At 63.3% G+C, this 24,511-nt stretch carries 24 protein-coding genes, 2 tRNA genes and 1 pseudogene; 11 read left to right on the top strand and 16 right to left on the bottom strand.

What is annotated here, in order from left to right; all coding sequences use genetic code 11:
* From ACUH78_RS10880 to ACUH78_RS10920, 9 genes and pseudogenes are all read left to right on the top strand, one after another.
* A partial coding sequence (locus tag ACUH78_RS10880; RefSeq protein ID WP_445333463.1) for a transposase occupies nt 1–443 on the top strand: 443 nt, incomplete at its 5' end.
* A gap of 450 nt (nt 444–893) precedes the next feature.
* Nucleotides 894–1,220: a hypothetical protein gene (locus ACUH78_RS10885; RefSeq protein ID WP_003100858.1), complete on the top strand. Its 327-nt coding sequence runs from the start codon at nt 894–896 to the stop codon at nt 1,218–1,220.
* A complete protein-coding gene (locus ACUH78_RS10890; protein ID WP_003100856.1) occupies nt 1,217–1,717 on the top strand; it encodes a hypothetical protein in 501 nt (166 codons plus the stop codon). The genes ACUH78_RS10885 and ACUH78_RS10890 overlap by 4 nt, the downstream gene beginning before the upstream one ends.
* Entirely contained in the window at nt 1,714–2,085 is a 372-nt protein-coding gene (locus ACUH78_RS10895; protein WP_003100853.1) for a hypothetical protein, read from the top strand. The genes ACUH78_RS10890 and ACUH78_RS10895 overlap by 4 nt, the downstream gene beginning before the upstream one ends.
* On the top strand, nt 2,079–2,636 hold the full coding sequence (locus tag ACUH78_RS10900; RefSeq protein ID WP_003100847.1) for a recombinase family protein: 558 nt from the start codon (nt 2,079–2,081) through the stop codon (nt 2,634–2,636). The genes ACUH78_RS10895 and ACUH78_RS10900 overlap by 7 nt, the downstream gene beginning before the upstream one ends.
* Before the next feature lie 221 nt (nt 2,637–2,857).
* The gene (locus ACUH78_RS10905) at nt 2,858–3,286 is read left to right on the top strand and encodes an AraC family transcriptional regulator ligand-binding domain-containing protein (protein WP_445333464.1); all 429 of its coding nucleotides are present in this window, start codon (nt 2,858–2,860) and stop codon (nt 3,284–3,286) included.
* Between the two features lie 75 nt (nt 3,287–3,361).
* Nucleotides 3,362–4,890 (top strand): annotated as a pseudogene (locus tag ACUH78_RS10910) (IS3 family transposase).
* 66 nt (nt 4,891–4,956) lie between these two features.
* The gene (locus ACUH78_RS10915) at nt 4,957–5,520 is read left to right on the top strand and encodes a helix-turn-helix transcriptional regulator (protein WP_510497563.1); all 564 of its coding nucleotides are present in this window, start codon (nt 4,957–4,959) and stop codon (nt 5,518–5,520) included.
* 172 nt (nt 5,521–5,692) lie between these two features.
* Nucleotides 5,693–6,367 (top strand): TetR/AcrR family transcriptional regulator, encoded by a 675-nt coding sequence (locus ACUH78_RS10920; RefSeq protein WP_435749903.1) that lies wholly within the window; start codon nt 5,693–5,695, stop codon nt 6,365–6,367.
* A 242-nt stretch (nt 6,368–6,609) separates the two neighbouring features.
* On the opposite strand, the gene ACUH78_RS10925 is transcribed toward ACUH78_RS10920, so the two are convergent.
* The 6 genes from ACUH78_RS10925 to ACUH78_RS10950 form a co-directional block, all read right to left on the bottom strand.
* Nucleotides 6,610–6,699: transfer RNA gene (locus ACUH78_RS10925), tRNA-Ser, on the bottom strand.
* An 87-nt stretch (nt 6,700–6,786) separates the two neighbouring features.
* The gene (locus ACUH78_RS10930) at nt 6,787–7,137 is read right to left on the bottom strand and encodes a carboxymuconolactone decarboxylase family protein (protein WP_418362795.1); all 351 of its coding nucleotides are present in this window, start codon (nt 7,135–7,137) and stop codon (nt 6,787–6,789) included.
* Nucleotides 7,138–7,239: 102 nt separating this feature from the next.
* Nucleotides 7,240–8,058 carry a GTP cyclohydrolase FolE2 gene (folE2, locus tag ACUH78_RS10935; protein ID WP_435749901.1) on the bottom strand — a complete coding sequence of 273 codons (819 nt, stop codon included), beginning with the start codon at nt 8,056–8,058 and terminating at the stop codon, nt 7,240–7,242.
* A 99-nt stretch (nt 8,059–8,157) separates the two neighbouring features.
* On the bottom strand, nt 8,158–10,017 hold the full coding sequence (gene dxs / locus ACUH78_RS10940) for a 1-deoxy-D-xylulose-5-phosphate synthase (protein ID WP_445333465.1): 1,860 nt from the start codon (nt 10,015–10,017) through the stop codon (nt 8,158–8,160).
* Nucleotides 10,018–10,071: 54 nt separating this feature from the next.
* Nucleotides 10,072–10,971, bottom strand: a complete 900-nt coding sequence (locus ACUH78_RS10945) for a polyprenyl synthetase family protein (RefSeq protein ID WP_445333466.1) — start codon at nt 10,969–10,971, stop codon at nt 10,072–10,074.
* Nucleotides 10,968–11,225 (bottom strand): exodeoxyribonuclease VII small subunit, encoded by a 258-nt coding sequence (locus tag ACUH78_RS10950; protein WP_435749898.1) that lies wholly within the window; start codon nt 11,223–11,225, stop codon nt 10,968–10,970. Before ACUH78_RS10950 ends, ACUH78_RS10945 begins: the two co-directional genes overlap by 4 nt.
* Before the next feature lie 126 nt (nt 11,226–11,351).
* On the opposite strand from ACUH78_RS10950, the gene put2H reads away from it, so the two are divergent.
* The gene (put2H, locus tag ACUH78_RS10955; protein ID WP_445333467.1) at nt 11,352–12,458 is read left to right on the top strand and encodes a putrescine 2-hydroxylase Put2H; all 1,107 of its coding nucleotides are present in this window, start codon (nt 11,352–11,354) and stop codon (nt 12,456–12,458) included.
* Nucleotides 12,459–12,500: 42 nt separating this feature from the next.
* Here the strand turns inward: put2H and ACUH78_RS10960 are convergent, their stop codons facing one another.
* The 8 genes from ACUH78_RS10960 to ACUH78_RS10995 form a co-directional block, all read right to left on the bottom strand.
* On the bottom strand, nt 12,501–12,965 hold the full coding sequence (locus tag ACUH78_RS10960; protein ID WP_418362789.1) for a chemotaxis protein CheX: 465 nt from the start codon (nt 12,963–12,965) through the stop codon (nt 12,501–12,503).
* A gap of 15 nt (nt 12,966–12,980) precedes the next feature.
* A complete protein-coding gene (locus ACUH78_RS10965; RefSeq protein ID WP_418362788.1) occupies nt 12,981–13,346 on the bottom strand; it encodes a response regulator transcription factor in 366 nt (121 codons plus the stop codon).
* Nucleotides 13,347–15,443: an ATP-binding protein gene (locus tag ACUH78_RS10970; protein ID WP_445333468.1), complete on the bottom strand. Its 2,097-nt coding sequence runs from the start codon at nt 15,441–15,443 to the stop codon at nt 13,347–13,349. It abuts the gene before it with no gap.
* Nucleotides 15,444–15,785: 342 nt separating this feature from the next.
* On the bottom strand, nt 15,786–16,724 hold the full coding sequence (gene ispH, locus ACUH78_RS10975) for a 4-hydroxy-3-methylbut-2-enyl diphosphate reductase (RefSeq protein WP_435749895.1): 939 nt from the start codon (nt 16,722–16,724) through the stop codon (nt 15,786–15,788).
* A gap of 27 nt (nt 16,725–16,751) precedes the next feature.
* Nucleotides 16,752–17,180 (bottom strand): FKBP-type peptidyl-prolyl cis-trans isomerase, encoded by a 429-nt coding sequence (locus ACUH78_RS10980; RefSeq protein WP_418362785.1) that lies wholly within the window; start codon nt 17,178–17,180, stop codon nt 16,752–16,754.
* Nucleotides 17,177–17,722 carry a signal peptidase II gene (gene lspA / locus ACUH78_RS10985; protein ID WP_445333469.1) on the bottom strand — a complete coding sequence of 182 codons (546 nt, stop codon included), beginning with the start codon at nt 17,720–17,722 and terminating at the stop codon, nt 17,177–17,179. The genes ACUH78_RS10980 and lspA overlap by 4 nt, the downstream gene beginning before the upstream one ends.
* Nucleotides 17,715–20,540: an isoleucine--tRNA ligase gene (gene ileS, locus ACUH78_RS10990; RefSeq protein WP_445333470.1), complete on the bottom strand. Its 2,826-nt coding sequence runs from the start codon at nt 20,538–20,540 to the stop codon at nt 17,715–17,717. Before ileS ends, lspA begins: the two co-directional genes overlap by 8 nt.
* A gap of 57 nt (nt 20,541–20,597) precedes the next feature.
* On the bottom strand, nt 20,598–21,536 hold the full coding sequence (locus ACUH78_RS10995; RefSeq protein ID WP_445333471.1) for a bifunctional riboflavin kinase/FAD synthetase: 939 nt from the start codon (nt 21,534–21,536) through the stop codon (nt 20,598–20,600).
* 276 nt (nt 21,537–21,812) lie between these two features.
* Here ACUH78_RS10995 and thrC point away from each other — a divergent pair, with 276 nt between their 5' ends.
* Nucleotides 21,813–23,276 carry a threonine synthase gene (thrC, locus tag ACUH78_RS11000; protein WP_435749892.1) on the top strand — a complete coding sequence of 488 codons (1,464 nt, stop codon included), beginning with the start codon at nt 21,813–21,815 and terminating at the stop codon, nt 23,274–23,276.
* Between the two features lie 110 nt (nt 23,277–23,386).
* Here the strand turns inward: thrC and ACUH78_RS11005 are convergent.
* Both ACUH78_RS11005 and nadC read right to left on the bottom strand, forming a co-directional pair.
* Nucleotides 23,387–23,471 (bottom strand) — tRNA-Leu (locus ACUH78_RS11005).
* Nucleotides 23,472–23,647: 176 nt separating this feature from the next.
* Nucleotides 23,648–24,493 (bottom strand): carboxylating nicotinate-nucleotide diphosphorylase, encoded by an 846-nt coding sequence (gene nadC, locus ACUH78_RS11010; RefSeq protein WP_418362780.1) that lies wholly within the window; start codon nt 24,491–24,493, stop codon nt 23,648–23,650.
* Nucleotides 24,494–24,511 lie beyond the last annotated feature (18 nt).

Consider the following 24,511-nt stretch of genomic DNA (forward strand, 5'->3'; position numbering starts at 1 on the left):
TCGCCTACCTGTCGCGCTACACCCATCGGGTGGCGATCTCGAACCGTCGCCTGGTGTCGCTCGACGCCGGCAGCGTCTCCTTCCGCTGGAAGGACTACCGCGCCAAGGGGCGCACCCGCCACAAGACGATGACGCTCACTGCCGAGGAGTTCATGCGCCGCTTCCTGTTGCACGTGTTGCCGTGCGGCTTTCACCGCATCCGGCACTACGGATTGCTCGCCAACGCAGGACGGCGGCAGCACCTAGCGCATGCGCGCGAGTTGCTCGTCGCGACGCCGCCAGACGATCCACACGCCATCGCGGTGGAGCCAGCCGCCGCGCTGTCGACCACGCCCACCGCCGGCTTCGTGTGTCGCTGCTGTGGATCGGTGATGCGCGTGATCGATACCTTTGCTCGCGGTGCGACGATCCGCGCGCCACCACTCCGTGGGGTGACCTCATGACCGGGCATCGCTTCCACGCCCGCAGCCTTCCGCCAGCACCCGTTCGGACGGGCCTGGTCAAGACCCGCTGCGCCCGCCACTGGCATTCACATCACAAGCCGCGCCGCGCGGACCTCGCCCGCGCAACCGAGGGCGGGCAGCGGCTTCACGCAACACGCGGCGCCTGGCGCAGCACCACGCACATCGCGTACCTGCGCGATTGGGCGGCGCTCAAATGCCCATAGCGCCACGCCCCGACTGAACGGCCTCGCCTCGTCTCGCGGTTTCCTCCCCCGGGCTTTGTCCAACGCCTGCCCACCGACCTGGGGCGGATCTTCATCGCCGCGAGGCAGGGGCAGGCGTCGAACAAAGCTGAACAGTTCCCGACCGCGTAGCCGCCTGTCCTGCCGATCAGGTCTTGACCATCGACGCCTGGGATCAGTCCTGAATGTTCTTGGAGACCACTACGTTATGAGCCGCAGCCGCCGCAAAACACCCATCGTCGGGCACACGACCTGCGGCAGCGAGCGCGAGGACAAGAAGCTCTGGCATCAGCGCTGGCGCACCCGTGAGCGCACGGCGCTGACCAGCGCGTCGCCCGAAGCCCTGAGCGCCCATCTGCCCCTGCTGGAAAACCAGGCCAGCAGCGTCTGGTCGATGGGCAAGGATGGCCGCTCCTACTGGCCCGTCAAGCGCCAGGCCGCCACGGCGGATCGCATCGCCAATCACAAGGGACGCAACCCGCAAGAACGCGCCTCCCTGAAAAAGCGCCTGCTGCGCAAGTGGATGAGCAAATGAAGCTCTCCTTCCATCAGCACATTGCGCTGTTCTGGATGATCGGTGCTCCGGGCGTCTTCGCGCCCGTGATCGAGAACGCCAAGCGGCCCGATGCCGGCGCCGTCATGGCGTGGGGTGTCGCGATCGTGGCGGTGATGATCCTCTTCACCCCTTTGCTGCTGCGCTGTCCACCATTCCGGCGCTGGTATGGCCGGACGGATGCGCTGTCGGAGCGGCAGCGCCAGGCGCTTGCCGAGCGCGGCCTGCGCCGCTACTACCAGACCGCTTTCGATGACGGCTACGTGCCCCGCGTGATGCCCTACGTGTGGCGCATCATCTGGACGGTCGGCGGGTTGATGGCTGTGACCGCCGTACTGCCTACCAACACCGGACGGCCAGCCTTCGATGCCTTGGTGGTCTTCTCGACCTGGTATCCGATAGGCGTGATGCTGCTGGTTTTCGCGTCGAGGCCCCTTGGCCGGTTGATTCGCCAAAGAGCACAGGAGCGGCGGAAATGAGCACGTCAACCATCGAGGCGCTGGCCAGCGCCTGGGCAAGGATTGCCGAGGAAGCGGAATTCCCCGCTGACTACGAGGGGACTGCCACACCACAAGCGCATCGGGCTAGCGAAGCTATTCAGGAGCAGATTCGGGAGCGCATCGTCGCCACCAACGACATGCGGCTGTTCAGCCTGCTGCACCTGCTGGGTCAGGCGTCGCTGCGCATGGAGCAAGCGCTGTGGCCGGAGGATTACGAGCGGATGACGCGCGAGGTTGAGGAAGCCCTGCGGCAAGCCACCGACGCCAACGCCAGATCGTACACCCACGAAGAAGTGATGCAGGCGATGCAGGAACGCATCGACCGGGCGCGAGACAAGCCATGTTGATTGGCTATGCGCGCGTCTCGACGCAGGATCAGAACCTGGAGCTGCAACGCGAAGCCTTGAGCAAGGCCGGATGTAAAAAGGTCTTCGAGGACAAGGTGAGTGGCACGCGGGCAGACCGGCCTGGCTTGGCCAAGACGCTCGAAATGCTGCGCGAAGGCGATACTTTGGTCGTCTGGAAGCTCGACCGGCTGGGCCGGTCGGTCAAGCAACTGGTCGATCTGGTCGGCGATCTGCACAAGCACGGTGTCCAGTTCAGGAGCCTCACCGACTCCATCGACACCGGCACACCATCCGGGCGGTTCTTCTTCCACGTCATGGCGAGCCTTGCCGAAATGGAGCGCGAGCTGACCGTCGAGCGCACCCGCGCCGGGCTGGAAGTCGCCAAGCAGCTCGGCCGCAAAGGCGGCCGCAAGCCGAAGATGACCGACAGCAAGATCGAGTCGGCCAAGAAGCTGCTGGCCAGCGGGGTGCCGCCCAAGGACGTGGCCAAGAACCTCGGCGTGTCCATTCCGACGCTGTACCGCTGGGTGCCAGCCTCCACGCACGCTTAGCGTGCTTTATTTTCCGTTTTCTGAGACGACCCCACTAACGCGCTTTTCCGGCAATGGCGCTGCGTGGTCTACACCGCTGGCCATATACGCGTCCGAATCGGCCGTCGTTGAACTTAATTCGATCGGGTGATGCGGTCGCGTGCCGCCGCTGATCAAATACGGCCATGCCGACCAGGGCGCGCGACTTGATGTGTCTGTCAGGGTGCCCGCAGGAGAAAGCCATGCGAGACCTCAAACCAAAGAGCAAGATCGATTTCTACCTCGAGCGTATGCAGCATCGCGGCTTCGCGGCCGAGCAGGTGCTCGCGGGCACGGGGCTGAGGACCGATCGGCTGGATGATCCTCATGGCCGCCCGCGGCCGCCCCAGTACCGCCAGATCATCCTCAACATGCTCGAGCTTACGGGTGATCCGCATCTGGGGATCAGTCTCGGACAGGAGTTCAAGATCAGCGATCTTGGCATTCTGGGTTATGCCGCCCTGAGCGCACCCAACCTGAAGGCATCGCGAGAACTCTATGACCGCTATCGCGACCTGAACGAGCAGCATGTCTTTGCTTCGCGAAACTATATCGCCAACGGCCGCTGGTTCTCTGAAATCCAGGATGTGCACAGGCTGAGTGATGTGCTGCGCCCCCCTGTGCCAATATGACCTGCGTCACCTACCCCTGATCATTTAGTGAGCAACGAGGTAGGCATGACGACCACCACTCAACCCAAGGCATCCATGCACGTTCTGAAGACCTCTGCCGATCCGCTCGTCTCGCAAGGCGCCCGTAGGGCGACTGAAGAGACGAGCGGATCGGCGGCGCCGACCACGCAGCCCGGTGCCGACACCGAGGTCGTGCCACGCGCCCGACGCCGGCAGTTTTCCAACGCCGACAAGCGGCGGATCCTGGACGCGGCCGACCGTTGCACCCAGCCCGGCGAGATCGGCGCGCTGTTGCGCCGCGAGGGCGTCTACTCGTCGAGCCTGAGCACGTGGCGACGCCAGCGCGAGGCCGCCGACTTGGCCGCGCTGGCGCCGCAAAAGCGAGGCCCCAAGCCGGATCCCGCCGCCGCCGAAGCACGCCAGATCGCGCAGCTGATGCGCGAGAACGAGCGCCTCAAGAGCCAACTCGACAAGGCACGCCTGGTCATCGAGGTTCAAAAAAAAGTTGCCGCCTTGCTGGGCAGTCCGATCGACGACACACACGACAAATCATGATGCGCGGCGCCGACGAACTCGCCCCGACTCTCGGCATGGCCGCCGCCTGCCGGGCCGTGGGCCTCTGGCGCGGTGCGCCGGCCCGGGCACGCGCACGCACCCACCGCGAAGCCCTTCACGGACCGCAGCCCCGCCGCGCGGCAAGGCCCCGTCCGCCGCTCGCGCTCGCCCCCCTGGAGCGGGAGGCACTGCGCGAGGTGCTCAACAGCGCGCGCTTCTGCGACACGGCGCCGGCCGCGATCCACGCCACGCTGCTCGACGAGGGGTGCTATCTGGGCTCGGTGCGCACCATGTACCGGGTGCTCGCCACCGACGGCGCCACGCGCGAACGCCGGCGTCAGCTCACCCACCCGACTTACGTCAAACCGGAGTTGCTGGCCACCGCCCCCAACCAGGTCTGGTCCTGGGACATCACCAAGCTCAAGGGGCCGGTTAAGTGGACGTACTTTCACCTTTACGTGATCCTCGACATCTTCAGCCGCCAGGTCGTGGGCTGGCTGATCGCCGAACGTGAAAGCGCCGAACTGGCCGAACAACTGATCGCCGAGACCGTGTCCCGCCACGACATCGTGCCCGGCACCCTGACGCTGCACGCCGATCGCGGCGCCAGCATGCGCTCCAAGCCCGTGGCCGCTTTGCTGGTCGATCTGGATATCACCAAGAGTCATAGCCGCCCGCACGTCTCGGACGACAACCCGTACTCGGAGTCGCAGTTCAAGACGATGAAGTACCGCCCGGACTTCCCCGTACGCTTCGGCAGCCTCGCCGACGCCCGTGCCCACTGCCAGACCTTCTTCGCCTGGTACAACACCGAACACCGACACTCGGGCATCGGCTACATGACCCCGAGCAGCGTCCATTACGGTCACGCGCAGGCTGCACGGGCACTCCGGCAGGACACCCTGGATGCCGCCTTCCTGGCCAACCCGAAGCGATTCAAGGGGCGCCGCCCCGAACCCCCAACGCTGCCGACCGCAGCCTGGATCAACCCACCCGCAACGGAGAAAAGCGACGACTCGAACACCCTGGCTTCCACAGTAAATTCATGAAGCATGGTGACGCAAAGTCATTGACACGTTCCGCGCTTCGGGATCGAGGAGTTCATCAGCCAGACGATCGAGCTGGCCTCCTCACTCACGAATCGTCCGTTCCCCGTGCTGGAGTTGCACCTGACCTACTCGCAGCCGACTGATTTTGCGAGATACATCCGCCGCTTCAATTGCCCGATCTATTTCAATCAGCCGAGGAACGTGATCGTCTTCGACATCAACCGGCTACAGGATCCGATCAGTCTCGCAAATGAAGAAGTCTTCAAACTGTGCGCACGCAATTGTGAGCTGCTGGCCGCCAAGAATCGCGACAAGACGATTCTGGCCGAAACCATACGCAATTACCTGATGAACAATCCGGGCAATTTCCCGACCCTGGACGAGATGGCCCAGCACCTGAAGATGGGGGCAAGGACCTTGCGCCGGCGGCTGGTGGAAGAGGAGATGAGCTACCAGCAGATCCTGGATCAGACACGGCACGACCTGGCGGTTCAGTATCTGAAGCACACTGCGCTCACGCCAAAGGAAATCGGCTTCCTGCTCGGCTACAGCAGCGTCAGCAATTTCAGGCGGGCGTTCAAGGGGTGGACCGGGAAGACGCTGTCGGACGTGCGCGGCGAAGAAACCTGAGCGCGCCTGAATTGCAGGGTGTGCCCTTTTCTGGCTCTGGTGCTGTCCCGAATTGGTACCCCAAAGGCCGAATCTGAAATCCCGCTGCGAAGAGTGCGAACGGCGGCGCCTCTAGGGATGGTCTGATGGCTGGTAAGCGGCCTCTATGCCGCTAAGTGGAAAGCAGGTCCGCGTGGAGACAAGGCGGGAACAGATCCTCTTTGCGGCTGCCGATTGCTTTCGAAAGTTCGGCTTTCATTCTGCCAGCATTTCACGAATCTCTGCAGCAGCGGGCATGAGCCCTGGACACATCTACTATTACTTCACGAGCAAGGAAGCGATCATCGCTGCCATCGTGTGCAGGGATCTCGCTGGGCAGATCGAGCTCATGGAGATGCTGCGCCGCGAGGGGCGATCCTCTTCGCTGGTACGCGACCGCATTGCCAGTGCAATGCGCGCGCAACTGAACCCTGAGATCGCCGCTTTGAAGGTGGAGATTCTCGCGGAGGCCGGAAGAAACCTGGAGATTGGAAAGGTTGTGCGTGATGCGGATGCCGTGATTCGCCATAGCCTTGCGCTCGCGGTCAAGGAGGTACGACGATCCGCAGGGTTTGACGATGATCCAGAAGGCATTGCTGTTCTGGTAGAAGTTCTGCTTACGATTTACAGCGGCCTATCGCTGCGGGTCATCCGAAACCCATCCCTGGACCCTGGGCCACTCAGCGAACGAGCAGGCGTTCTCATTCACGATGCGCTCATGGGGAGCGTACAAGCGCCCAATTCCGCTGGTGGAGCCGGTAACGATGGCGGCCTTGTAAGAAAGCCCGGCGATCAAGTGAAAGTCCTCTTGAAAGGTCAGCCAACTTGAAACGCCGACAGTGTGGCTTCCATCACCCTGTCGCTGAAGATGCATTGACCGGTACCCTCGCTGGCAGCGCCCGCCACCACCATCAGTGGCAGAAGGTGCTCCTCGGCGCGCTGCGGATGGCACAATCGGGCCGACGGTGCTTATTCCCACGCGGTGACAAAGCCCGATGGTTTTTCGAATGGCGGCTTGCCCAAAGCAAAAACCCGCAAAGCCAATGGCAGTGCGGGTTTCAGCGTATTGTCTGGCGGAGAGGGTGGGATTCGAACCCACGGTAGGCTTGCACCTACGCCTGATTTCGAGTCAGGTACATTCGACCACTCTGCCACCTCTCCGCTCGAAGCTCGACATTATAGTGTCTTTCACCGAAAAGTGAACACGGGGTCACGCCTTTTTGCGTTCTCGGGGGTGCACTTGTGCGATCACTCGTCCTTCGGCAGCAACTGCTCGTAGGCGCGGACCGCGTCGGCCGCATACATCAGGGCCGGGCCGCCGCCCATGTAGGTGCAGACGCCAAGCGTTTCCATGATCTGCTCGCGGGTTGCGCCCAGCCGGATGAGCGCCTTGATGTGGAAGCCGATGCAGGCGTCGCAGCGCTGCGTGACTGCGATGGCTAGCGAGATCAACTCTTTCTGCAGCTCGCTCAATGCGCCGTCCTTCAGCGCGCTTTGCGCCATCGAACTGAAGCCCTGCATGGTCTGTGGAATCTCTTTGCGCAGGGTACCCAGGGCCTTGGAGACGTCGTTGGTGATCTGTAGGTACGACTTGGACATGAAGCGGATCCGGCAATTAAGAAATCGCTTATATTACGCATTCCCGTCGCCCTGCGCCATTGCAAAGGGTGATCACGCCATAAGTTTGACGTAAAGACCCGCTCAGGAAGCCAGCGATGCGCCGCGCTTGTCGTGCTCGATCAAAGCGTAGGCCGAGTGGTTGTGAATGGACTCGAAGTTCTCGGATTCGACGGTATAGGCGTCGATCCTCGGCTCGCGTGTGAGCTGTGCAGCCACGTCCCGCACCATATCCTCGACGAACTTCGGATTGTCGTAGGCGCGTTCGGTCACCCATTTTTCGTCCGGGCGCTTGAGCAGGCCGAAGAGTTCGCAGGAGGCCTGGGCCTCGACCAGCGCGATCATCTCCTCGATCCAGAGATGATCGTTGAGAACGGCTGTGACCGTGACGTGCGAGCGCTGGTTGTGCGCACCGTAGTCAGAGATCTTCTTCGAGCAGGGGCAGAGGCTGGTCACGGGCACGACCACCTGCATCGTGAATTCGTAGCGCCCACCTTCACAAATGCTGCCGGTAAAGCACACCTCGTAGTCCATCAGGCTCTGTACACCTGAAACCGGCGCCGTCTTGGTCACGAAATAGGGGAAGCGCATCTCAACATGACCGGTTTCCGCCTCGAGGCGCTCCACCATGGTGCGCAGCATGGGCTCGAAATTCTCGACAGAGATCTCGCGCTCATTACCATTGAGCAACTCCACGAAGCGCGACATGTGCGTGCCCTTGAAGTTGTGCGGCAGTCCGACGTACATGTTGAAGCTAGCAACCGTATGCTGGACGCCGCCGGCCTTGTCTGCAACTTTGACCGGATGGCGGATCGACTTGATGCCGACCTTGTTGATTGCGATGCGGCGGCTGTCGGCGCTGCTCTGGACGTCCGCCATCAGGGGCTCGGAAGGGGAGTTCATACGTGTTCTCTGTCTTTTCTTAAGGTGTGGCGCTGTGGTCGTGGTGCAACATAATTGCAGATTCGACGCGATGTTAGCCCCCACACCCGGCCAACTCAACTATTGCGTCGATAGCGCATCTCTGATGCTGGCGAGAATGCCGGCTTTGTCGAGGCCGACTGAAGCGAGGAGTTGCGCCTGATCGCCGTGATCGACGAACTGGTCTGGCAGGCCGAGACGAAGAACGCGTGGCCGCTCCGGCAGCAGTTCGATCACGCGGGAAACCTCGGAGCCAGCCCCTCCGATGAGGGCGTTCTCCTCAAGCGTCACGACGAGATCGTGCGTAGCCGCCAGTTCGGTCACGAGCGCTTCATCGATTGGTTTGATGAAGCGCATGTTCGCAACCGTGGCGTCGATTTCCTCACCCACTTCGCAGGCCAGGTTAACCATGCTCCCGAAGGCCAGCAGGGCGACGTTGCGGCCATGGCGGCGCACTTCGCCCTTGCCAATTGGCAGGGCGCTCATCGTCTGCAGCGGTACTGTGCCGTTTCCGCTACCGCGCGGATAGCGCACGGCTGTCGGCCCCGGATGCTGCACGGCGGTGAAGAGCATCTGACGGCACTCGTTCTCGTCCGACGGCGCCATCACGACGAGGTTCGGAATGCAGGTCAGGAAGGAAAGATCGAAGGCTCCGTGATGGGTCGCTCCGTCCGCGCCGACGAGTCCGCCACGGTCGATGGCAAACACCACCTGAAGGTTCTGCAAAGCGACGTCGTGAATGAGCTGATCATAGGCACGCTGCAGAAAGGTAGAGTAGATCGCCACCACCGGCACGAACCCCTCGCAAGCCAGACCTGCTGCGAAGGTCACCGCATGCTGCTCCGCAATGCCGACGTCGAAATAGCGCTCCGGGAACTCCTCTGCAAAGCGGACCAAGCCCGACCCTTCGCGCATGGCCGGTGTGATGCCCACGATGCGCGGATCGCGCTTCGCGATGTCACAGAGCCAGTCGCCGAAAACCTGCGTATAGGTGAGCTTTCCGGCCCCCTTGCCGGTCTGTATGCCTGCGACGTGATCGAACTTGGAGACTCCGTGGTAGAGCACCGGATCGGCCTCGGCCAGCTTGTAACCGTGTCCCTTGCGCGTGATCACGTGCAGGAACTGGGGCCCCCTGAGCTTCTTGATGTTCTGAAGAGTGGGGATCAATGCGTCGAGGTCGTGGCCGTCGATGGGGCCGTAGTAGTGAAAGCCGAACTCCTCGAACAGGGTGCCCGGCCCGATCATGCCCTTCGCGTATTCCTCGACCTTGCGCGCAAGTTCTGCCACCGGTGGTGCCATGCCGAGCACGCGTTCGCCCACGCGACGTGCGGTGTTGTAGGTCGAACCGGACATCATGCGGGCCAGGATCTTGGTCAGCGCCCCAACAGGCGGGGAGATCGACATCTCGTTATCGTTGAGGATGACGAGCAGGTTGATGTCTTCCATGTCCCCGGCGTTGTTCAGCGCCTCGAAAGCCATGCCGGCGGACATCGCACCGTCGCCGATGACGGCGATGGACCGTCGCTCCTCCCTGCGCGCACGTGCGGCCACGGCCATGCCCAGTGCGGCGGAAATCGACGTAGACGAGTGCGCGGTGCCGAAGGTGTCGTATTCGCTTTCGCATCGACGCGGAAAGCCCGAGATGCCGCCCCAGTGACGCAGTCCGGACATGGCCTCGCGCCGCCCGGTGAGAACCTTGTGGCCGTAGGTCTGGTGGCCGACATCCCAGACGATGCGGTCATCCGGGGTATTGAACACATGATGCAGCGCAATCGTCAGCTCGACCGTGCCAAGGTTCGAGGAGAGGTGTCCGCCGGTTTTGGATACCGACTCGATGAGGAAGGCGCGCAACTCGCTTGCAAGTGCGCCCAGCTCACGGCGGTCTAGCTTGCGCAGGTCGGCCGGCGAGCCGATGCGTTCCAGATTGGGGTAGGGGGCCATGTCGAATCCGGCTTTCGGTTTGTTCGTTCTTTGACGTTCGTGGCGTACTGGCGTTCAGAAGGCCCGATGTACGACGTAGTCTGCGAGTTGCCCCAGGCGCAGGGCGCGGGGGCCAAAGCCCTGGAGCGAGGCCTTTGCCTCGCAAAGCATGTCCTCCGCGAGCCTGCGCGCCTCGGATAGGCCAAGCAGGCTTACGTAGGTGGGCTTGTCGTTGTCCGCATCCTTGCCCGCAGTCTTGCCCAGCGTGGCAGTGTCGGCCTCCGCATCCAGAATGTCATCGACCACCTGAAAAAGCAGACCGACGATCTTAGCGTAGTGGTCGAGGCGCTCCAGGGCAGTCTCCTCAAGGGCGGGACCCGTGCGTGCGCCAAGCAACACCGCGGCGCGGATCAGCGCCCCGGTTTTGTGGACGTGCATGAACTCCAATTCTTCCCGACCGAGTTTTCTGCCTACCGAGGCCAGGTCGATCGCTTGCCCGCCCGCCATGCCGCGCGACCCGGATGCAGCGGCCAGCTGGGCGAGCATCTCGAGTTGCACGCCTGGCGCCTGGCGGAGGGGGCGCTCCGCAAGCACCTGGAAGGCCAGCGTTTGCAACGCATCCCCCACAAGCAGAGCGGTAGCCTCGTCGTACTCGACATGCACGGTCGGTTTGCCGCGGCGCAACACGTCGTCGTCCATACACGGCAGGTCGTCATGCACCAGCGAATAGGCGTGGATCAACTCAACGGCACAGGCCACCCGGTCAACGTCCTCAGGTGCCCCACCGGTGAGTTCGCCGGCCGCGTGGGCGAGCAGGGGGCGCACCCGCTTGCCACCCCCGAGCACTGCGTAGCGCATCGCCTCATGTAGCCGCCTCGGGGCGAGCGCGGGCGATGGCAGGGCCGCCGCCAGGGCATGCTCGGTGCGGTGCTGAACTGCTGCCATCCAGTCGGCAAGCGTGGGCGCTGTGCTCATGATCCGGCCTCGGTCGAGGACTGGCCACTGCTGTCAGGCGCAAAGGGCTGCAGCATGTCGCCTTCGAGAACCTTCACGCGCTGCTCCGCGTCTGAAAGCGTAGTCTGGCAGAAGCGCATCAGGCTCACGCCGCGCTGGTAGCTGGCGAGCGCATCCTCGAGCGAAAGCCTGCCGGACTCCATTTCCTGAACAATGGCTTCGAGTTCCGAAACCGCGACCTCGAACGTTTTTGGGGCGGACGCCGACTTTGGCATGGATCAATATCTGGCGCGGTAAAAGCGGGAAAATAACCGAATGCGGGTGTAGCGGTCAAACAGCGGCTGACTTAAACTAACCCGTTTATTTTTCCGGATTTCTTGTCCGCAAGAGGAGGTTCGGGGATGTCCGACATCGCTCCCAAGGCACGGCTGGCTCAGGCGGTATCCCAACTGCCGGTTTCATGGTACTTCGACGAGAAGGTTTTCGAACTCGAGAAAAAGCTTCTCTTCGACGCCGGTCCGGGCTATGTCGGCCATGAGCTGATGGTGCCCGAGCCTGGCAATTACCGTTCGCTCGAGTGGCTGGACCACGCCAAATTGCTGTTTCGCACCGAGATGGGCGTGCACCAGATGTCCAACGTCTGCCGCCATCGCCAGGCGATCATGTTGCAGGGCAGTGGTACGACCGAACATGTGGTCTGCCCGGTGCATCGCTGGACCTACGATCAGCATGGGGCACTCATCGGTGCGCCGCATTTCGCTGAGAAGCCCTGCCTGGGTCTCAAGCGCGACGAGCTCGAGTGCTGGAACGGCCTGCTGTTCAAGGGACCGCGCTCGCCCGCAACCGACCTTGCCGGAATGAAGGTGGCGCGGGCGCTGGATTTTTCCGGCTACAAGCTCGATAAGGTCGAGATCCACCAGTGCAACTACAACTGGAAGACCTTCATCGAGGTCTATCTGGAGGATTACCACGTCGTACCCTTCCACCCCGGCCTGGGCAACTTCGTGACCTGCGACGACCTAAGCTGGCAGTTCGGAGACTGGTACTCCGTCCAGCAGGTGGGCATCACATCGCTGGCGAGACCTGGTTCGGAAGCCTACGCAAGATGGCACAAGGCAGTGCTGGAATACTACGGCGAGAACAAGCCCGAGCACGGTGCGATCTGGCTTACCTATTACCCGAACATCATGGTGGAGTGGTATCCACACGTACTCGTCGTCAGCACCTTGATTCCGACCGATGTGGACAGGACGACGAACGTGGTCGAGTTCTACTACCCGGAAGACATCGTCGAGTTCGAGCGCGAGTTTGTCGAGGCAGAACAAGCGGCCTACATGGAGACGGCAGTCGAGGACGACGAGATCGGCGAACGCATGGACCGCGGACGGCTCGCCCTGTACAAGGCGGGGCGCAATGAGTTCGGTCCCTACCAGTCACCGTTCGAGGACGGTATGCAGCACTTCCACGAGTTCTACCGCCGGATCATGGGGTCGCAGATCGAGGACTGATCCGACAACCAGGGCCCTGGCCGCACCGGGGCCCACCGACGCTCAGCAGCGTTCGACGTCGACCACTACGGTGGCCGTATGCCGCTTCCACTCGATATCGATGACGAAGGGGCGCGCTCGCACCGGAACCTGCAGCGTATCCACGCTACCGCGGAAAGTTACCGGCACCGAAATTTCCATTGCCTCGCCGAGCAACTTGCGGGCATTGCCAGCGAGGGTGTTGGCCACTTCGCCTACTGCATCGAGCAGGTTCAATTCACTGTGGTCGGGCTCCTGCATCGCGCTCAGCAACTGGCGCACGAGCGCGTGACCGGCCGTGAAGTAAACTGCGCCGCGATATTCACCGGATACCGTGATGAGTCCGGTGTAATCGAGGGTGGGGAGCGTTTCGTTTCCCGAGGAAAGATAGGATGCGCGCACACTCGCGGCTTCCCCTGTAAGCGCGCGGAAGTACTGCGTCACCGCATCCACAAAAACCTTGATTTCGCTCTCGCTGATGTTCGGCATGAAGGTCTCGCAGGATTATTGAACGACTTGCGTCAGCCCGTTGATGAGTTGCTCGTCCGTGAACGGCTTGTGCAGAAAGCCATGCGCGCCACGTTTCAGCGCTTCGATCGCAGTGGCCTTATCGGAGAGCGCCGAGACGACAAGGATGATCAAGTCGGGATTGTCGCCCAGGATGCGAGGAATGCATTCGATTCCATCCATCTCGGGCATCGTCAGATCCATGGTCACCACGTCGGGCCGAAGTTCCTCGCAGACGCGAACCGCGTCTGCGCCGTTGCGGGCGAGGCCCACAATCTGCCAACTGGACAGCGAGCCGCTGCCGACCACCCGGGCGATACGGGAGCGGATCACGTTCGAGTCATCCACGATGAGCAGTCTCATTTAAGCGCCCTCCGGGCTAGGTGAACCCGCAAAGCGGATACTGAATTCGGTGAAATGCTTCGGCCGGGAGACCAGCTTCAGGCGCCCGCCCAGTGCGCGCACCCGTTCGGCCACCAGATCCAGTCCGACCCCGCGCCCCGCGTGCTCATCGACCGTCGCGGCAGTCGAAAAACCTGGCTCGAAGAGCTTGCCGTAAAGCTGGCGCTCGTCCATCCGCGCGATTTCGTCTTCGCTGCAGGCGCCCGAACGGCGGAGCGCGTCTCGGATCCTCTCTTGGTCGATCCCATGCCCGTCGTCGCGAAACACCAGTTCGTAACCTCCTTCTGAAGCCTTGCGGAGCCCAATGAAGACCTCGCCGGCGCTCGGCTTGTTCGCACGCTCACGCTCGGGTGCGGGCTCGATGCCGTGCACGATCGCATTGCGCAGCAACTGCAGTGCAATTTCGCGCACCTGCCTGAACAAGGGATCAGGCAGGTAGCTGATTCCGTCCAGGTCAGTGCGAACCCGCACCTTCTTCTTCTGTTCGGCAGCGATACGGCCAGCGAGCGACTCGATGCTCTGACGCAAGCCCTGTGTTGCAGCCGGTTTCTTCGTGGGCGCATGGTCATCGCTGCGGTCTGAAACTGCAGCAAGCAGTTGCTTGACGGTATCGACCCGCTCCAGCATGAGGTCAAGATGCGGTGGCAGGCTGAGCAGATCCTCGCCCCCGATGCCCGTCTTGTCGCGCAGTTCGGCGAGCGTGTCCTCAAAGTCATGTGCGAGATTCTCGAACAAGCCCAAGCCCAGCGCGGCGGCATCGCCCTTGATTCCGTGGATGCTTCGGAACACAGCCGTAACCTGTCGGCGCAACTCTTTCTCGTTCTGTGCAGATTGCTGCAGGATCGCATTGACGTTATTGAGCGTCTGCTCCGTTTCATCGAGGAACCGCGTGAGGGAGTCCCGATCGGCCGACAAGGTCGCAAGGAGTGAGGCAATCTCGCTTCGTGCCCCACGTCTGGCCTCCTCGAGTTCACGCGTCAGACGCACCTGTTCGGTCACGTCGATCACGGTGACCAGGAGGTTTTCGACTTCGTTATCGCGCTTCACGCGGTTGAATGCGAGCGTGAGATAGCGGGGGCTTCTGGATGCACCTGATGTGAAGACCTCAATCTGCTGCAGCGGATTCAACTCCCGTACGAGTTCCTCCTTCACACGTTTCCCGAACAGCAGCCCGATGTAGTCTCGGGCGGAGGCGAAGACCTCCGGCGAAACCATTTTCTCGAGCAGGGGCATGAACTCTGCGCCGCGCTCGATCGTCCGCCCCATGATCGCGGGCAGTGCCGAAGACATCTGGGAACCGATCCGGCCATCCTTGTCGAGCAGGAAAAGGCCTTCGTTCACCGTCGCCAGGATGCGTTCGGTTTCCTCGCGTGCGGTCTCGGCAACCGCATCGCTCGCACGCAGGCTGCGGACAAAATTGAGCAGGATGAAGAAGAAGTTGCCGAGCGCGAGCACGATCACGGCGATCTGTATCCAGCGCAGCATGGCCGCCTGGCGCTGCGCGTTCCCTTCGAGTTCCGCGGTTAGCTTGTTCATCAGCCCCAGCAGCGTAGCGCTGTTCGTGCGCGCATACTCGACCGCTTTGTCAATGTCGGTCAGCGTTGCCTGGGGCCCCAGCGCTGCCGCGATTGCGGCGAGATAGGGGTGCCACAGTCTCGTCGAATCAGAAAGCAGGCTCCGTTCTGCTTCGCGCTCAAGCGCATCGACGCGAACCAGTTCACCGATCGGGCCGATTACGCTCCCGCCTGTCGAAAAGGCCTGCAAGGTCCCGTCGAACAACTCCGTGGCCTGTTTCAGCTCTGCGAGTGCGGGCTTCGGGTCGCTACCGGTCTGCAGTTCATCACGGACGATGAACAGCGATTTTGCGACCTGCTGCGACAACATTCGCTGGCGACCGGAGATGTTGATCAGCATCGCATCGCCCTCAATCCGGGACGACACGTAGAAATTCATGATCAGCGCGGTGAGGTCCAGCACCAGAAAGAACCCGACCGCCAGGATGATGCCTCGGTATTTATCCCCGAAGCGTTCGCGCTTGCGCGTTGCCACTGCTTGCATGACCGGGTTCCCCTTCAGCTTGGCGAATCGTGGAGGGCAACGCTAGCCATCGCAATGGTCGCTGTGCCCTGATGGCGGGCGATCAGATCACGTAAGCGTCAGGTGCGGATTTGATAAGTGTCAAATACTGATGCTCTCCGCATGCACAGTGAGAAATAAATCACGGGCGCGATGAAAACAGCATAAATTACTCGAAGGTTGCAAGAAAATCTGCTTATCCCTCTGTGTGCGCAGCGGTCCTTTGAGCGAGCGCTTTGGCCCGGATGGGGCACGACCCGAGCCGCTCCAATGGACTGGAGATGCAGGTGAACGGCGTGGCGGTTACGGGTATCTGGACACCGTTCAGTGCGGATCCTGCAGCTCCTTCGGGAGCGGGAAGGTGACCCGTTCAGGAACGCCGTCCAGGTTCTGCACCGAAGCACCGCTGAGTTCCTTCAGGCGTGCGATCACCTCATCGACCAGCACTTCCGGTGCGGATGCGCCCGCAGTGACACCGATGCGACGTCTGCCGGCCACCCATGCGGGGTCGATCCCCGCAGCGTTGTCGACCAGATGGGCCGGCACGCCCCGCAGCTCTGCCACTTCACGCAGGCGATTGGAGTTGGAGCTGTTCTTCGAGCCGACGACGAAGACCACGTCCGCGTATGGGGTCATGAACTTGACCGCATCCTGGCGGTTCTGGGTGGCATAGCAGATGTCGTCCTTCTTCGGGCCGACGATGCTCGGAAACCGCGCACGCAGCGCGCTGACAATGGCTGCCGCGTCGTCCACCGACAGGGTGGTCTGGGTGACGTAGGCCAACTGGTCGGGATCCGCGACCTCGAGGCCCGCCACATCCTCCGGTTTCTCGACCAGATGGATCCCGCCCTGCGCCTGGCCCATGGTGCCCTCGACCTCGGGGTGCCCCTTGTGCCCGATCATGACGATCTCCTTGCCCTGCTCGCGCATGCGTGCCACTTCGATGTGCACCTTTGTGACCAACGGGCAGGTCGCGTCAAAAACGCGCAGGCCGCGCCGCTCGGCTTCCTCCCGTACCGCAAGCGACACGCCGTGAGCGGAGAAGATCACCGTGTTGCCGGCAGGCACTTCATCGAGCTCGTCGACGAAGACGGCACCCTTGCTGCGCAGGTCGTCCACGACGAACTTGTTGTGCACGACCTCGTGGCGCACATAAATCGGTGCTCCGAAGCGCTGCAGTGCACGCTCGACGATCTCGATCGCGCGTTCGACGCCCGCGCAAAAGCCGCGCGGGTTGGCGAGCAGGATTTCCTTGTCGTTCATTCTTTTGTCTCTGTGGGGCCGGTGCGTTCAGGAGATGCCGATGACCTGCACCTCGAAATGGATCGACTTGCCTGCAAGCGGATGGTTGAAATCGATCAGTGCCGATCTGTCATCAATCTCGCGCACCAGACCCGAATAGCGCGAACCGTCGGGAGCGGCAAACTCCATGATGCTCATCGGCTGGATCTCCTCATCGGGCATGTGCTCGCGCTTGACACGCTCGACGAGGTCCTCGCGATAGGGGCCGAAGGCGTTCTCGGGATCGAGCTCGAACACGTGATGGGTGCCCGGCAGCAAGCCGACGAGCAGCTTCTCCATCGCAGGAAGCATCTCCCCTGCGCCCAGTTGCAGCGTTGCGGGGGTGGCGTTGAAGGTGCTGATCAGCGGCTGGCCGCTCGGCAGCGAGATGCGGTAATGCAGGGTGACGAGGCTGTTGGCCTGGATCGCTTCGCTCAAGATGGTGCTCCCGATCGGGGCTGCTCGTCGCCGCTGGAGCCGAAGAACTGGCCCCACAGCATCAGCACGACGCCCACGGTAATGGCCGAGTCGGCCAGGTTGAACGCCGGCCAACTCCAGCCAGCGTAGTGGAAATGCAGGAAGTCGACGACCGCGCCATGGACCAGGCGGTCGTACACATTGCCGAGCGCGCCCCCGATGATGAGCGCGAAGGCCGCCGGCAGCAGCCTCTCGTGGCGGTGATGGTGCATCAGCGTCAGCAGCCAACCGCTGACCGCGAGCGCCAGCACGGTGAAGAACCAGCGCTGCCAGCCGCTATGCTCGGCGAGGAAGCTGAATGCCGCGCCGGTGTTGAATACCAACACGAGGTCAAAGAAGCCGGTGACCGGGATCACTTGGCCGTAGTGCAGGTTCGCCAGCACCAGTTGCTTGGTGAACTGATCGAGTACGCCGACCACCAAGGCGAGGACCAGCCAGGGCAGCATCAGCGACAGCGCACTGCGCGGCGCAGGAGAGGGCATCGTGGCCACTGCCTCAGGCATGAAGGCGTGTTTCGCCGCTGCCGAACAGATTGCTCACGCAGCGCCCGCACAGCGTGGGATGCTCGGCGTCACTGCCGACCGACCCGGCATAGTGCCAACAGCGCTCGCACTTCTGCGCCGCGCTGGGCGTTGCGATGATGCGCTCCTCTTCGGCGCTGACGACTGCAGTGAGGGTGGCCGAGGACGTCATGGTGACGAAGCGCAGATCCTCGCCCAGGCTCGCCAGAGCAGCGAACTTGTCGGCGGTAAGCGCAAGCTCCAGCTCTGCCTGCAGCGAGGCGCCGACCTTGCCTTCGGTGCGCAGCGCCTCGATCACCTTCAGGCCTTCGCTACGCACCGCTCGGATGGTCTCCCAGCGCGCGATCAGGCCGGCTTCGCCTTCCTGCGCGGGCAGGGCGTGGAAGGTGTGCAGCATCACGCTATCGGCTTCCTCGCCGGCCTTGGCCGGGTTCAGGATGGCCCAGGCTTCCTCAGCGGTGAAGGACAGGATCGGCGCCATCAGCTTGAGCAGCGTCTGGGTGATGTGCCACAGCGCGGTCTGCGCAGCGCGGCGCGGCAGGCTGCCTTCGGCCGTGGTGTACAGACGGTCCTTGAGGATGTCGAGGTAGAAGGCGCCCAAGTCTTCCGCGCAGAACACCTGCAGCGCCTGCACGATGCGGTGGAACTCCATCTTCGCGTAGTCGGCTTCGGCCTGCTGCGCGAGCTGGCGCGTGAAGGCGAGCGCGTAACGGTCGATGCCCATCCACTGCTCGAGCGGCACGGCGTCCTTGGCGATGTCGAAGTCGGCGGTGTTGGCGAGCAGGAAGCGCAGGGTGTTGCGCACGCGGCGGTAGACCTCGATCACGCGGTCGAGGATCTCCTTGGAGATCGACAGCTCGCCGGAATAATCGGTAGACGCCACCCACAGGCGCAGGATCTCGGCGCCGAGCTTGCCGGTGACTTCCTGCGGCACGACCACGTTGCCGAGCGACTTGCTCATCTTGCGTCCGGCGCCGTCGACCGCGAAGCCGTGGGTGAGCAGGCTGCGATAGGGCGCGTGGCCGTCGATCGCGCAGCCAGTCAGGAGCGACGAATGGAACCAGCCGCGGTGCTGGTCCGAGCCCTCCAGGTACATGTCGGCGCGCGGGCCTTCCGGGTGGCCGTCGTTGTGCGAGCCGCGCAGCACGTGCTTGTGCGTGGTGCCGGAGTCGAACCAGACGTCGAGCGTGTCGCCGATCTTCTCGAATTGCGCGGCCTCGGCGCCGAGCAGATCGGCAGCGTCGAGCTTGAACCAGGCCTCGATGCCTTCCTTCTCCACGCGCAGCGCGACCGCTTCCATCAGCTCGACCGTGCGCGGATGCAGCTCGCCGGTTTCCTTGTGCAGGAAGAAGGGGATCGGCACGCCCCAGTTGCGCTGGCGCGAGATGCACCAGTCGGGGCGATTGGCGATCATCGCGTGCAGGCGCGCCTGGCCCCAGCCCGGGTAGAACTTCGTCGCCTCGACCGCGCGCAAAGCGCGCTCGCGCAGCGTCGAGCCGTCGGCGGCGTCGCGGTCCATGCCGACGAACCACTGCGCGGTGGCGCGATACACCAGCGGGGTCTTGTGGCGCCAGCAGTGCATGTAGCTGTGGGTGATCTTGCCGTGCGAGAGCAGGGCGCCGACCTCGGCGAGCTTGTCGACGATGGCAGCGTTGGCCTTCCAGATGTTCATGCCGCCGAAGAAGGGCAGGTCGGGCACGTACTCGCCACCACCCATCACCAGCGACAGGATCTCCTCGTTGCTGCGGCCGTAGGCGCGCCACGAGTTGAAGTCGTCCACGCCGTGCGCCGGCGCCGAGTGCACGATGCCGGTGCCGGCGTCGATGCCGACGTATTCGGCCAGATACACCGGCGAGACGCGATCGAAGAAGGGGTGGCGGAACTCGATGAGCTCGAGCGCCGCACCCTTGGCGGTGGCGACGATGGTGCCCTCGAGCTGGAAGCGCTGCAGGGCGGATTCGACGAGCTCTTTCGCCAGCACCAGCAGGCGCTCGTCACCGTCCTTGAGCTTGACGTCCACCAGCGCGTAGTCGAACTCGGGATGGGCGTTGAGCGCCTGGTTGGCGGGGATGGTCCACGGGGTGGTGGTCCAGATCACTGCAGCGGCGGGCTTGTCGAGCTTCGCCAGGCCGAAGGCAGCGGCGAGCTTGTCACCTTCGGCCACCGGGAAGGCGACGTCGATCGTCGGCGACTGCTTGTCGGCGTACTCGACCTCCGCCTCGGCCAGCGCCGAGCCGCAGTCGAAGCACCAGTTCACCGGCTTCAGGCCCTTGAACACGTAGCCGTTCTTCGTCATCTCGGCCAGCGCGCGGATCTCGTTGGCTTCGTTGGCGAAGTCCATGGTGCGGTAGGGATTGTCCCAGTCGCCGAGCACGCCGAGGCGGATGAAGTCGGCCTTCTGGATCTCGATCTGCTCGGCGGCGTAGGCGCGGCAGAGCTCGCGCACCTTGTCGGCGGGCAGGTTCTTGCCGTGGGTGACTTCGACCTTGTGCTCGATGGGCAGGCCGTGGCAGTCCCAGCCCGGCACGTAGGGCGCATCGAAGCCGGCGAGCGTCTTCGAGCGCACGATGATGTCCTTGAGGATCTTGTTCAGCGCGTGGCCGATGTGCAGGCTGCCGTTGGCGTAGGGCGGGCCGTCGTGGAGCACGAACTTGGGCCGGCCGGCGCTGGCCTTGCGGATGCGCTGGTAGAGCTTTTTCTGCTGCCAGTCGGCGATCCAGTTCGGCTCGCGCTTGGGCAGGTCGCCGCGCATCGGGAAGGGGGTGTCGGGCAGGTTGAGCGTCTTGCGGTAGTCGGCCATGGCGAATTCGGGAGTCGGTTGAGTCGGTACGATTCAGGTGGGCGGGCCTGCGCAGGATCAGGCGATGTCAGTTGTCGCTGCGAACCAGTCGCGCGCGGACAGCGCGTCACGCGCGATCTGCGCGCGCAAGGCGTCGAGCGATTCGAACTTGCGTTCTTCGCGCAGCTTGTGCAGGAAATGCACGCGTATATGCGCACCGTAGCAGTTCTGGGTCCAGTCGAAGAGGTGGACTTCGAGCCGCGCGCGACCACGTGCGGTGGCCGTCGGGCGAACGCCGACGTTCGCGACGCCGTGTATGCGGTCCTCGACCAGGCCTTCGACGCTGACCGCATATACGCCGGTCAGGGCCGGACGGCGGTGCTTCATCTGCAGATTGGCGGTTGGAAACCCCAGCTGTCGCCCGACCTTGTCACCGTGGCTGACACGGCCGGCGATGCTGTACGGACGCCCGAGCAGTCGCGCAGCGCGATCGAGCTCTGCCGCGCACAAGGCGGCGCGGACAGCTGAACTGGAGACGCGCTCGCCTCCGACTTCGAGTGTCGGCATCGCCTCGACACCGAAGCCTTGAGTACGGCCCGCTTCGCACAGCATGGCAAAGTCGCCCTGACGGCGCGCACCGAAGCGGAAGTCATCCCCTACGAAGAGGTGGCGCACGCCGAGTCCGCGCACAAGCGTGTCGCGAACGAAGCTCTCGGCGCTCTGCGCAGCTCGCTGGGCGTTGAACCGACAGATATGCACCCGATCCACGCCAGCGCTGGTCAGCAGCAGCAGCTTTTCACGCAGGGAGGCGAGGCGGGCAGGGGCGTCGTCAGGACTGAAGAACTCGCGCGGGTGCGGCTCGAAGGTGAGCACCACCGCCGGCAGGCCGAGCTCGCGGGCCTTTCCGGTCAGCAGCGAGAGCAGTGCCTGGTGGCCGAGATGCACGCCATCGAAATTGCCGATGGTAAGCACCGCCGCCGTGTCGGCGCGCTCGGGAATCCCGCGATGAACCTGCATAAGCGCCTGTTAAAAAGGCGCAATTATAACGGCAAAGGGCTGACCTGCGGGCTGGTCGCCGTGCAGGTTTGGATGGGCTGTGGGTTGGCAAGTACGGGGAGCCCGTGTAGCGCGTCGCGGGTGTCGGCTGCGAAACGCGCGGATGGGCGTGCGGATTCGTTTCCCAGGCATTGGGTTAGAATCCCGCCCTTGCGCGCGAGCGCGCTCCGGCCGCAGGCTGCCACGCCCCCGCAGCCAAACCCGCCCGACCCTCCAGCCAATCGAAGGACTGCCCACGTGAAGTACATCTCGACCCGCGGCCATGCCGGCCAGCCTGCAAATCCCGAGTTCTGCGACATCCTCCTCGGCGGTCTTGCGCCCGACGGCGGCCTGTACCTTCCGGAAACCTATCCTCGGGTCACACGCGATGAACTCGACAGCTGGCGCAAGCTGTCGTATGCGGAACTGGCCTTCGTCATCCTGTCGAAGTTCATCACCGATATTCCGCCTGCAGACCTGAAGGCGATCTGCGACAAGACCTACACGGCTGAGGTTTATCGCCACGTACGCAAGGGCGACGATGCGCGCGACATCACCCCGGTGCACTGGCTGGAGAAGGACGCCGGCGGCCGTGGTCGTTTCGGCCTGCTCGAACTGTCCAACGGCCCGACGCTCGCCTTCAAGGACATGGCGATGCAGTTGCTCGGCAACCTCTTCGAGTACGTGCTCGCAAAACGCGGCGAGTCCATCAACATTCTCGGAGCGACCTCTGGCGACACCGGCTCGGCGGCCGAATATGCAATGCGCGGCAAGCAAGGGGTGCGGGTGTTCATGCTGTCGCCGCACGGCAAGATGAGCGCCTTTCAGCGTGCGCAGATGTATTCGCTGCAGGACGAGAACATCTTCAACATCGCCGTCACTGGCATGTTCGACGACGCGCAGGACATCGTCAAAGCGGTATCCAACGACCACGCCTTCAAGGCAAAGCACAAGATCGGCGCGGTCAACTCGATCAACTGGGCGCGGGTCGCCGCGCAGATCGTGTATTACTTCAAGGGCTACTTCGCCGCAACGAGCAGCAATGACGAGCAGGTCGCTTTCTGCGTGCCCTCCGGCAACTTCGGCAACATCTGCGCAGGTCACATCGCCCGCCAGATGGGGCTGCCGGTGGCCAAGCTGATCCTTGCCACCAACGAGAACGACGTGCTCGATGAGTTCTTCCGCAGCGGCGTTTACCGCCCGCGCAAGGCCGCGGAGACGCACGTCACCTCAAGCCCGTCGATGGATATCTCCAAGGCCTCGAATTTCGAGCGCTTTGTGTTCGATCTCGTCGGCCGCGATCCGAAAAAGGTCGCAGCCCTGTGGGCCGAAGTGGATGCCGGCCGCGCGTTCGATCTCTCCGGCTCGCCCGAATTCACGCGCATTGACGAGTTCGGCTTCGCATCGGGCGCCAGCGGTCACGCAGACCGCCTGGCCACGATCCGCAAGGTGTTCGAGCGGTACGGCGTACTGATCGACACGCACACCGCTGACGGCGTGAAGGTGGCTTGGGAGCGTGCAGCCGACGTGCCCGCTGGGGTACCGGTTCTCGTGCTGGAGACGGCGCTTCCGGTCAAGTTCGCCGAAACGATCGTGGAGGCGCTGGGCCGCGAGCCGGAGCGCCCTGCCGACCTGGAAGGAATCGAGAAGCTGCCGCAGCGGGTGGAGGTCATGGCGCCCGACGTCGAGGCGATCAAGCGCTTCATTGTCGAGCACACCTGAGCGCCGCTTGATTCCCTGTCGTCCCGGCCGGGGCGGCAGGAAACAAAAAGCCCGCGAACGACTCGCGGGCTTTTTGTTGGGGCGCTGACAGTGAGCAGCGCCGTTACGTTTGGTGCCTTGGGCGAGACTCGAACTCGCACGGCTTTCGCCACTACCCCCTCAAGATAGCGTGTCTACCAATTTCACCACCAAGGCTCGCTCGCTGCGCGACCTGCAGGGACCGCAAGGTGTTCAGCGAGGGCGCGGATTATGCTCTGGCGCGGCACCGCCCGTCAACGCAATTGAGCGCAATGAGGGCGATTTGAGGGAATGGCAAGGGGAAAGGCAACGAAGGCGCAGGGCGAGCACGGTGAATTCTGCGCCCCGGCTTCTCAGGCTTCGACGTGACGCAGCGAAAGATCCAGTGCGCGCACGTCCTTGGTGAGGGTCCCGATGGAGATCCGGTCGACCCCCGTTTCGGCAATGGCGCGCACCCGGTCGAGGCTGACCCCGCCCGATGCTTCGAGTTCGGCGCGCCCCGCCGTGATCGAAACCGCCTCGCGCATCTGCTCAAGGCTCATGTTGTCGAGCAGAACCATGCGCACGCCCGCATCGAGGGCCTCGCGCAGTTGCTCGAGCGTTTCTACCTCGACTTCGATAAAGACGTTCGAGGGCGCGATGGCGCGGGCCTGCGCAACCACCTCGCGGATGCTACCCGCAGCGATGATGTGGTTCTCCTTGATCAGAATCCCGTCATAGAGCCCAATCCGGTGATTGGTGCCACCGCCGATCGCGACGGCGTATTTCTGCGCCAGGCGCAGGCCGGGCAGGGTCTTGCGGGTATCGACGATCCGTGCCTTGGTTCCAGCGACCGTCTCCACGAACCGGCGCGTCACGGTGGCCGTGCCGGACAGCAACTGAAGGAAGTTCAGTGCGGTGCGCTCGGCCGTCAGCAGCACGCGGGCACGCGCGATGATCTCGCACAACTGCTGCCCCGCTTGCACGCAGTCTCCATCCTTGACCAGCCAGTGCACGACGGCCGAAGGGCTCAGTGCGGCGAAGGCTGCATCGAACCAGGCCGTGCCGCAGATCACCGCGTCCTCGCGCGTGATCACTCGCCCGCGTGCTTCGGTATCGGGTCCGATCAGGCGAGCGGTCAGGTCGCCGGTGCCGATGTCCTCGGCGAGAGAGGCGGCAATATTGCGCTGGATTTCGACGCGGAGTTGTTCGGAGAGCATGAGGGCCTTGAAAAGAGA

Source organism: Thauera sp. ZXT1-4 (assembly GCF_052598215.2).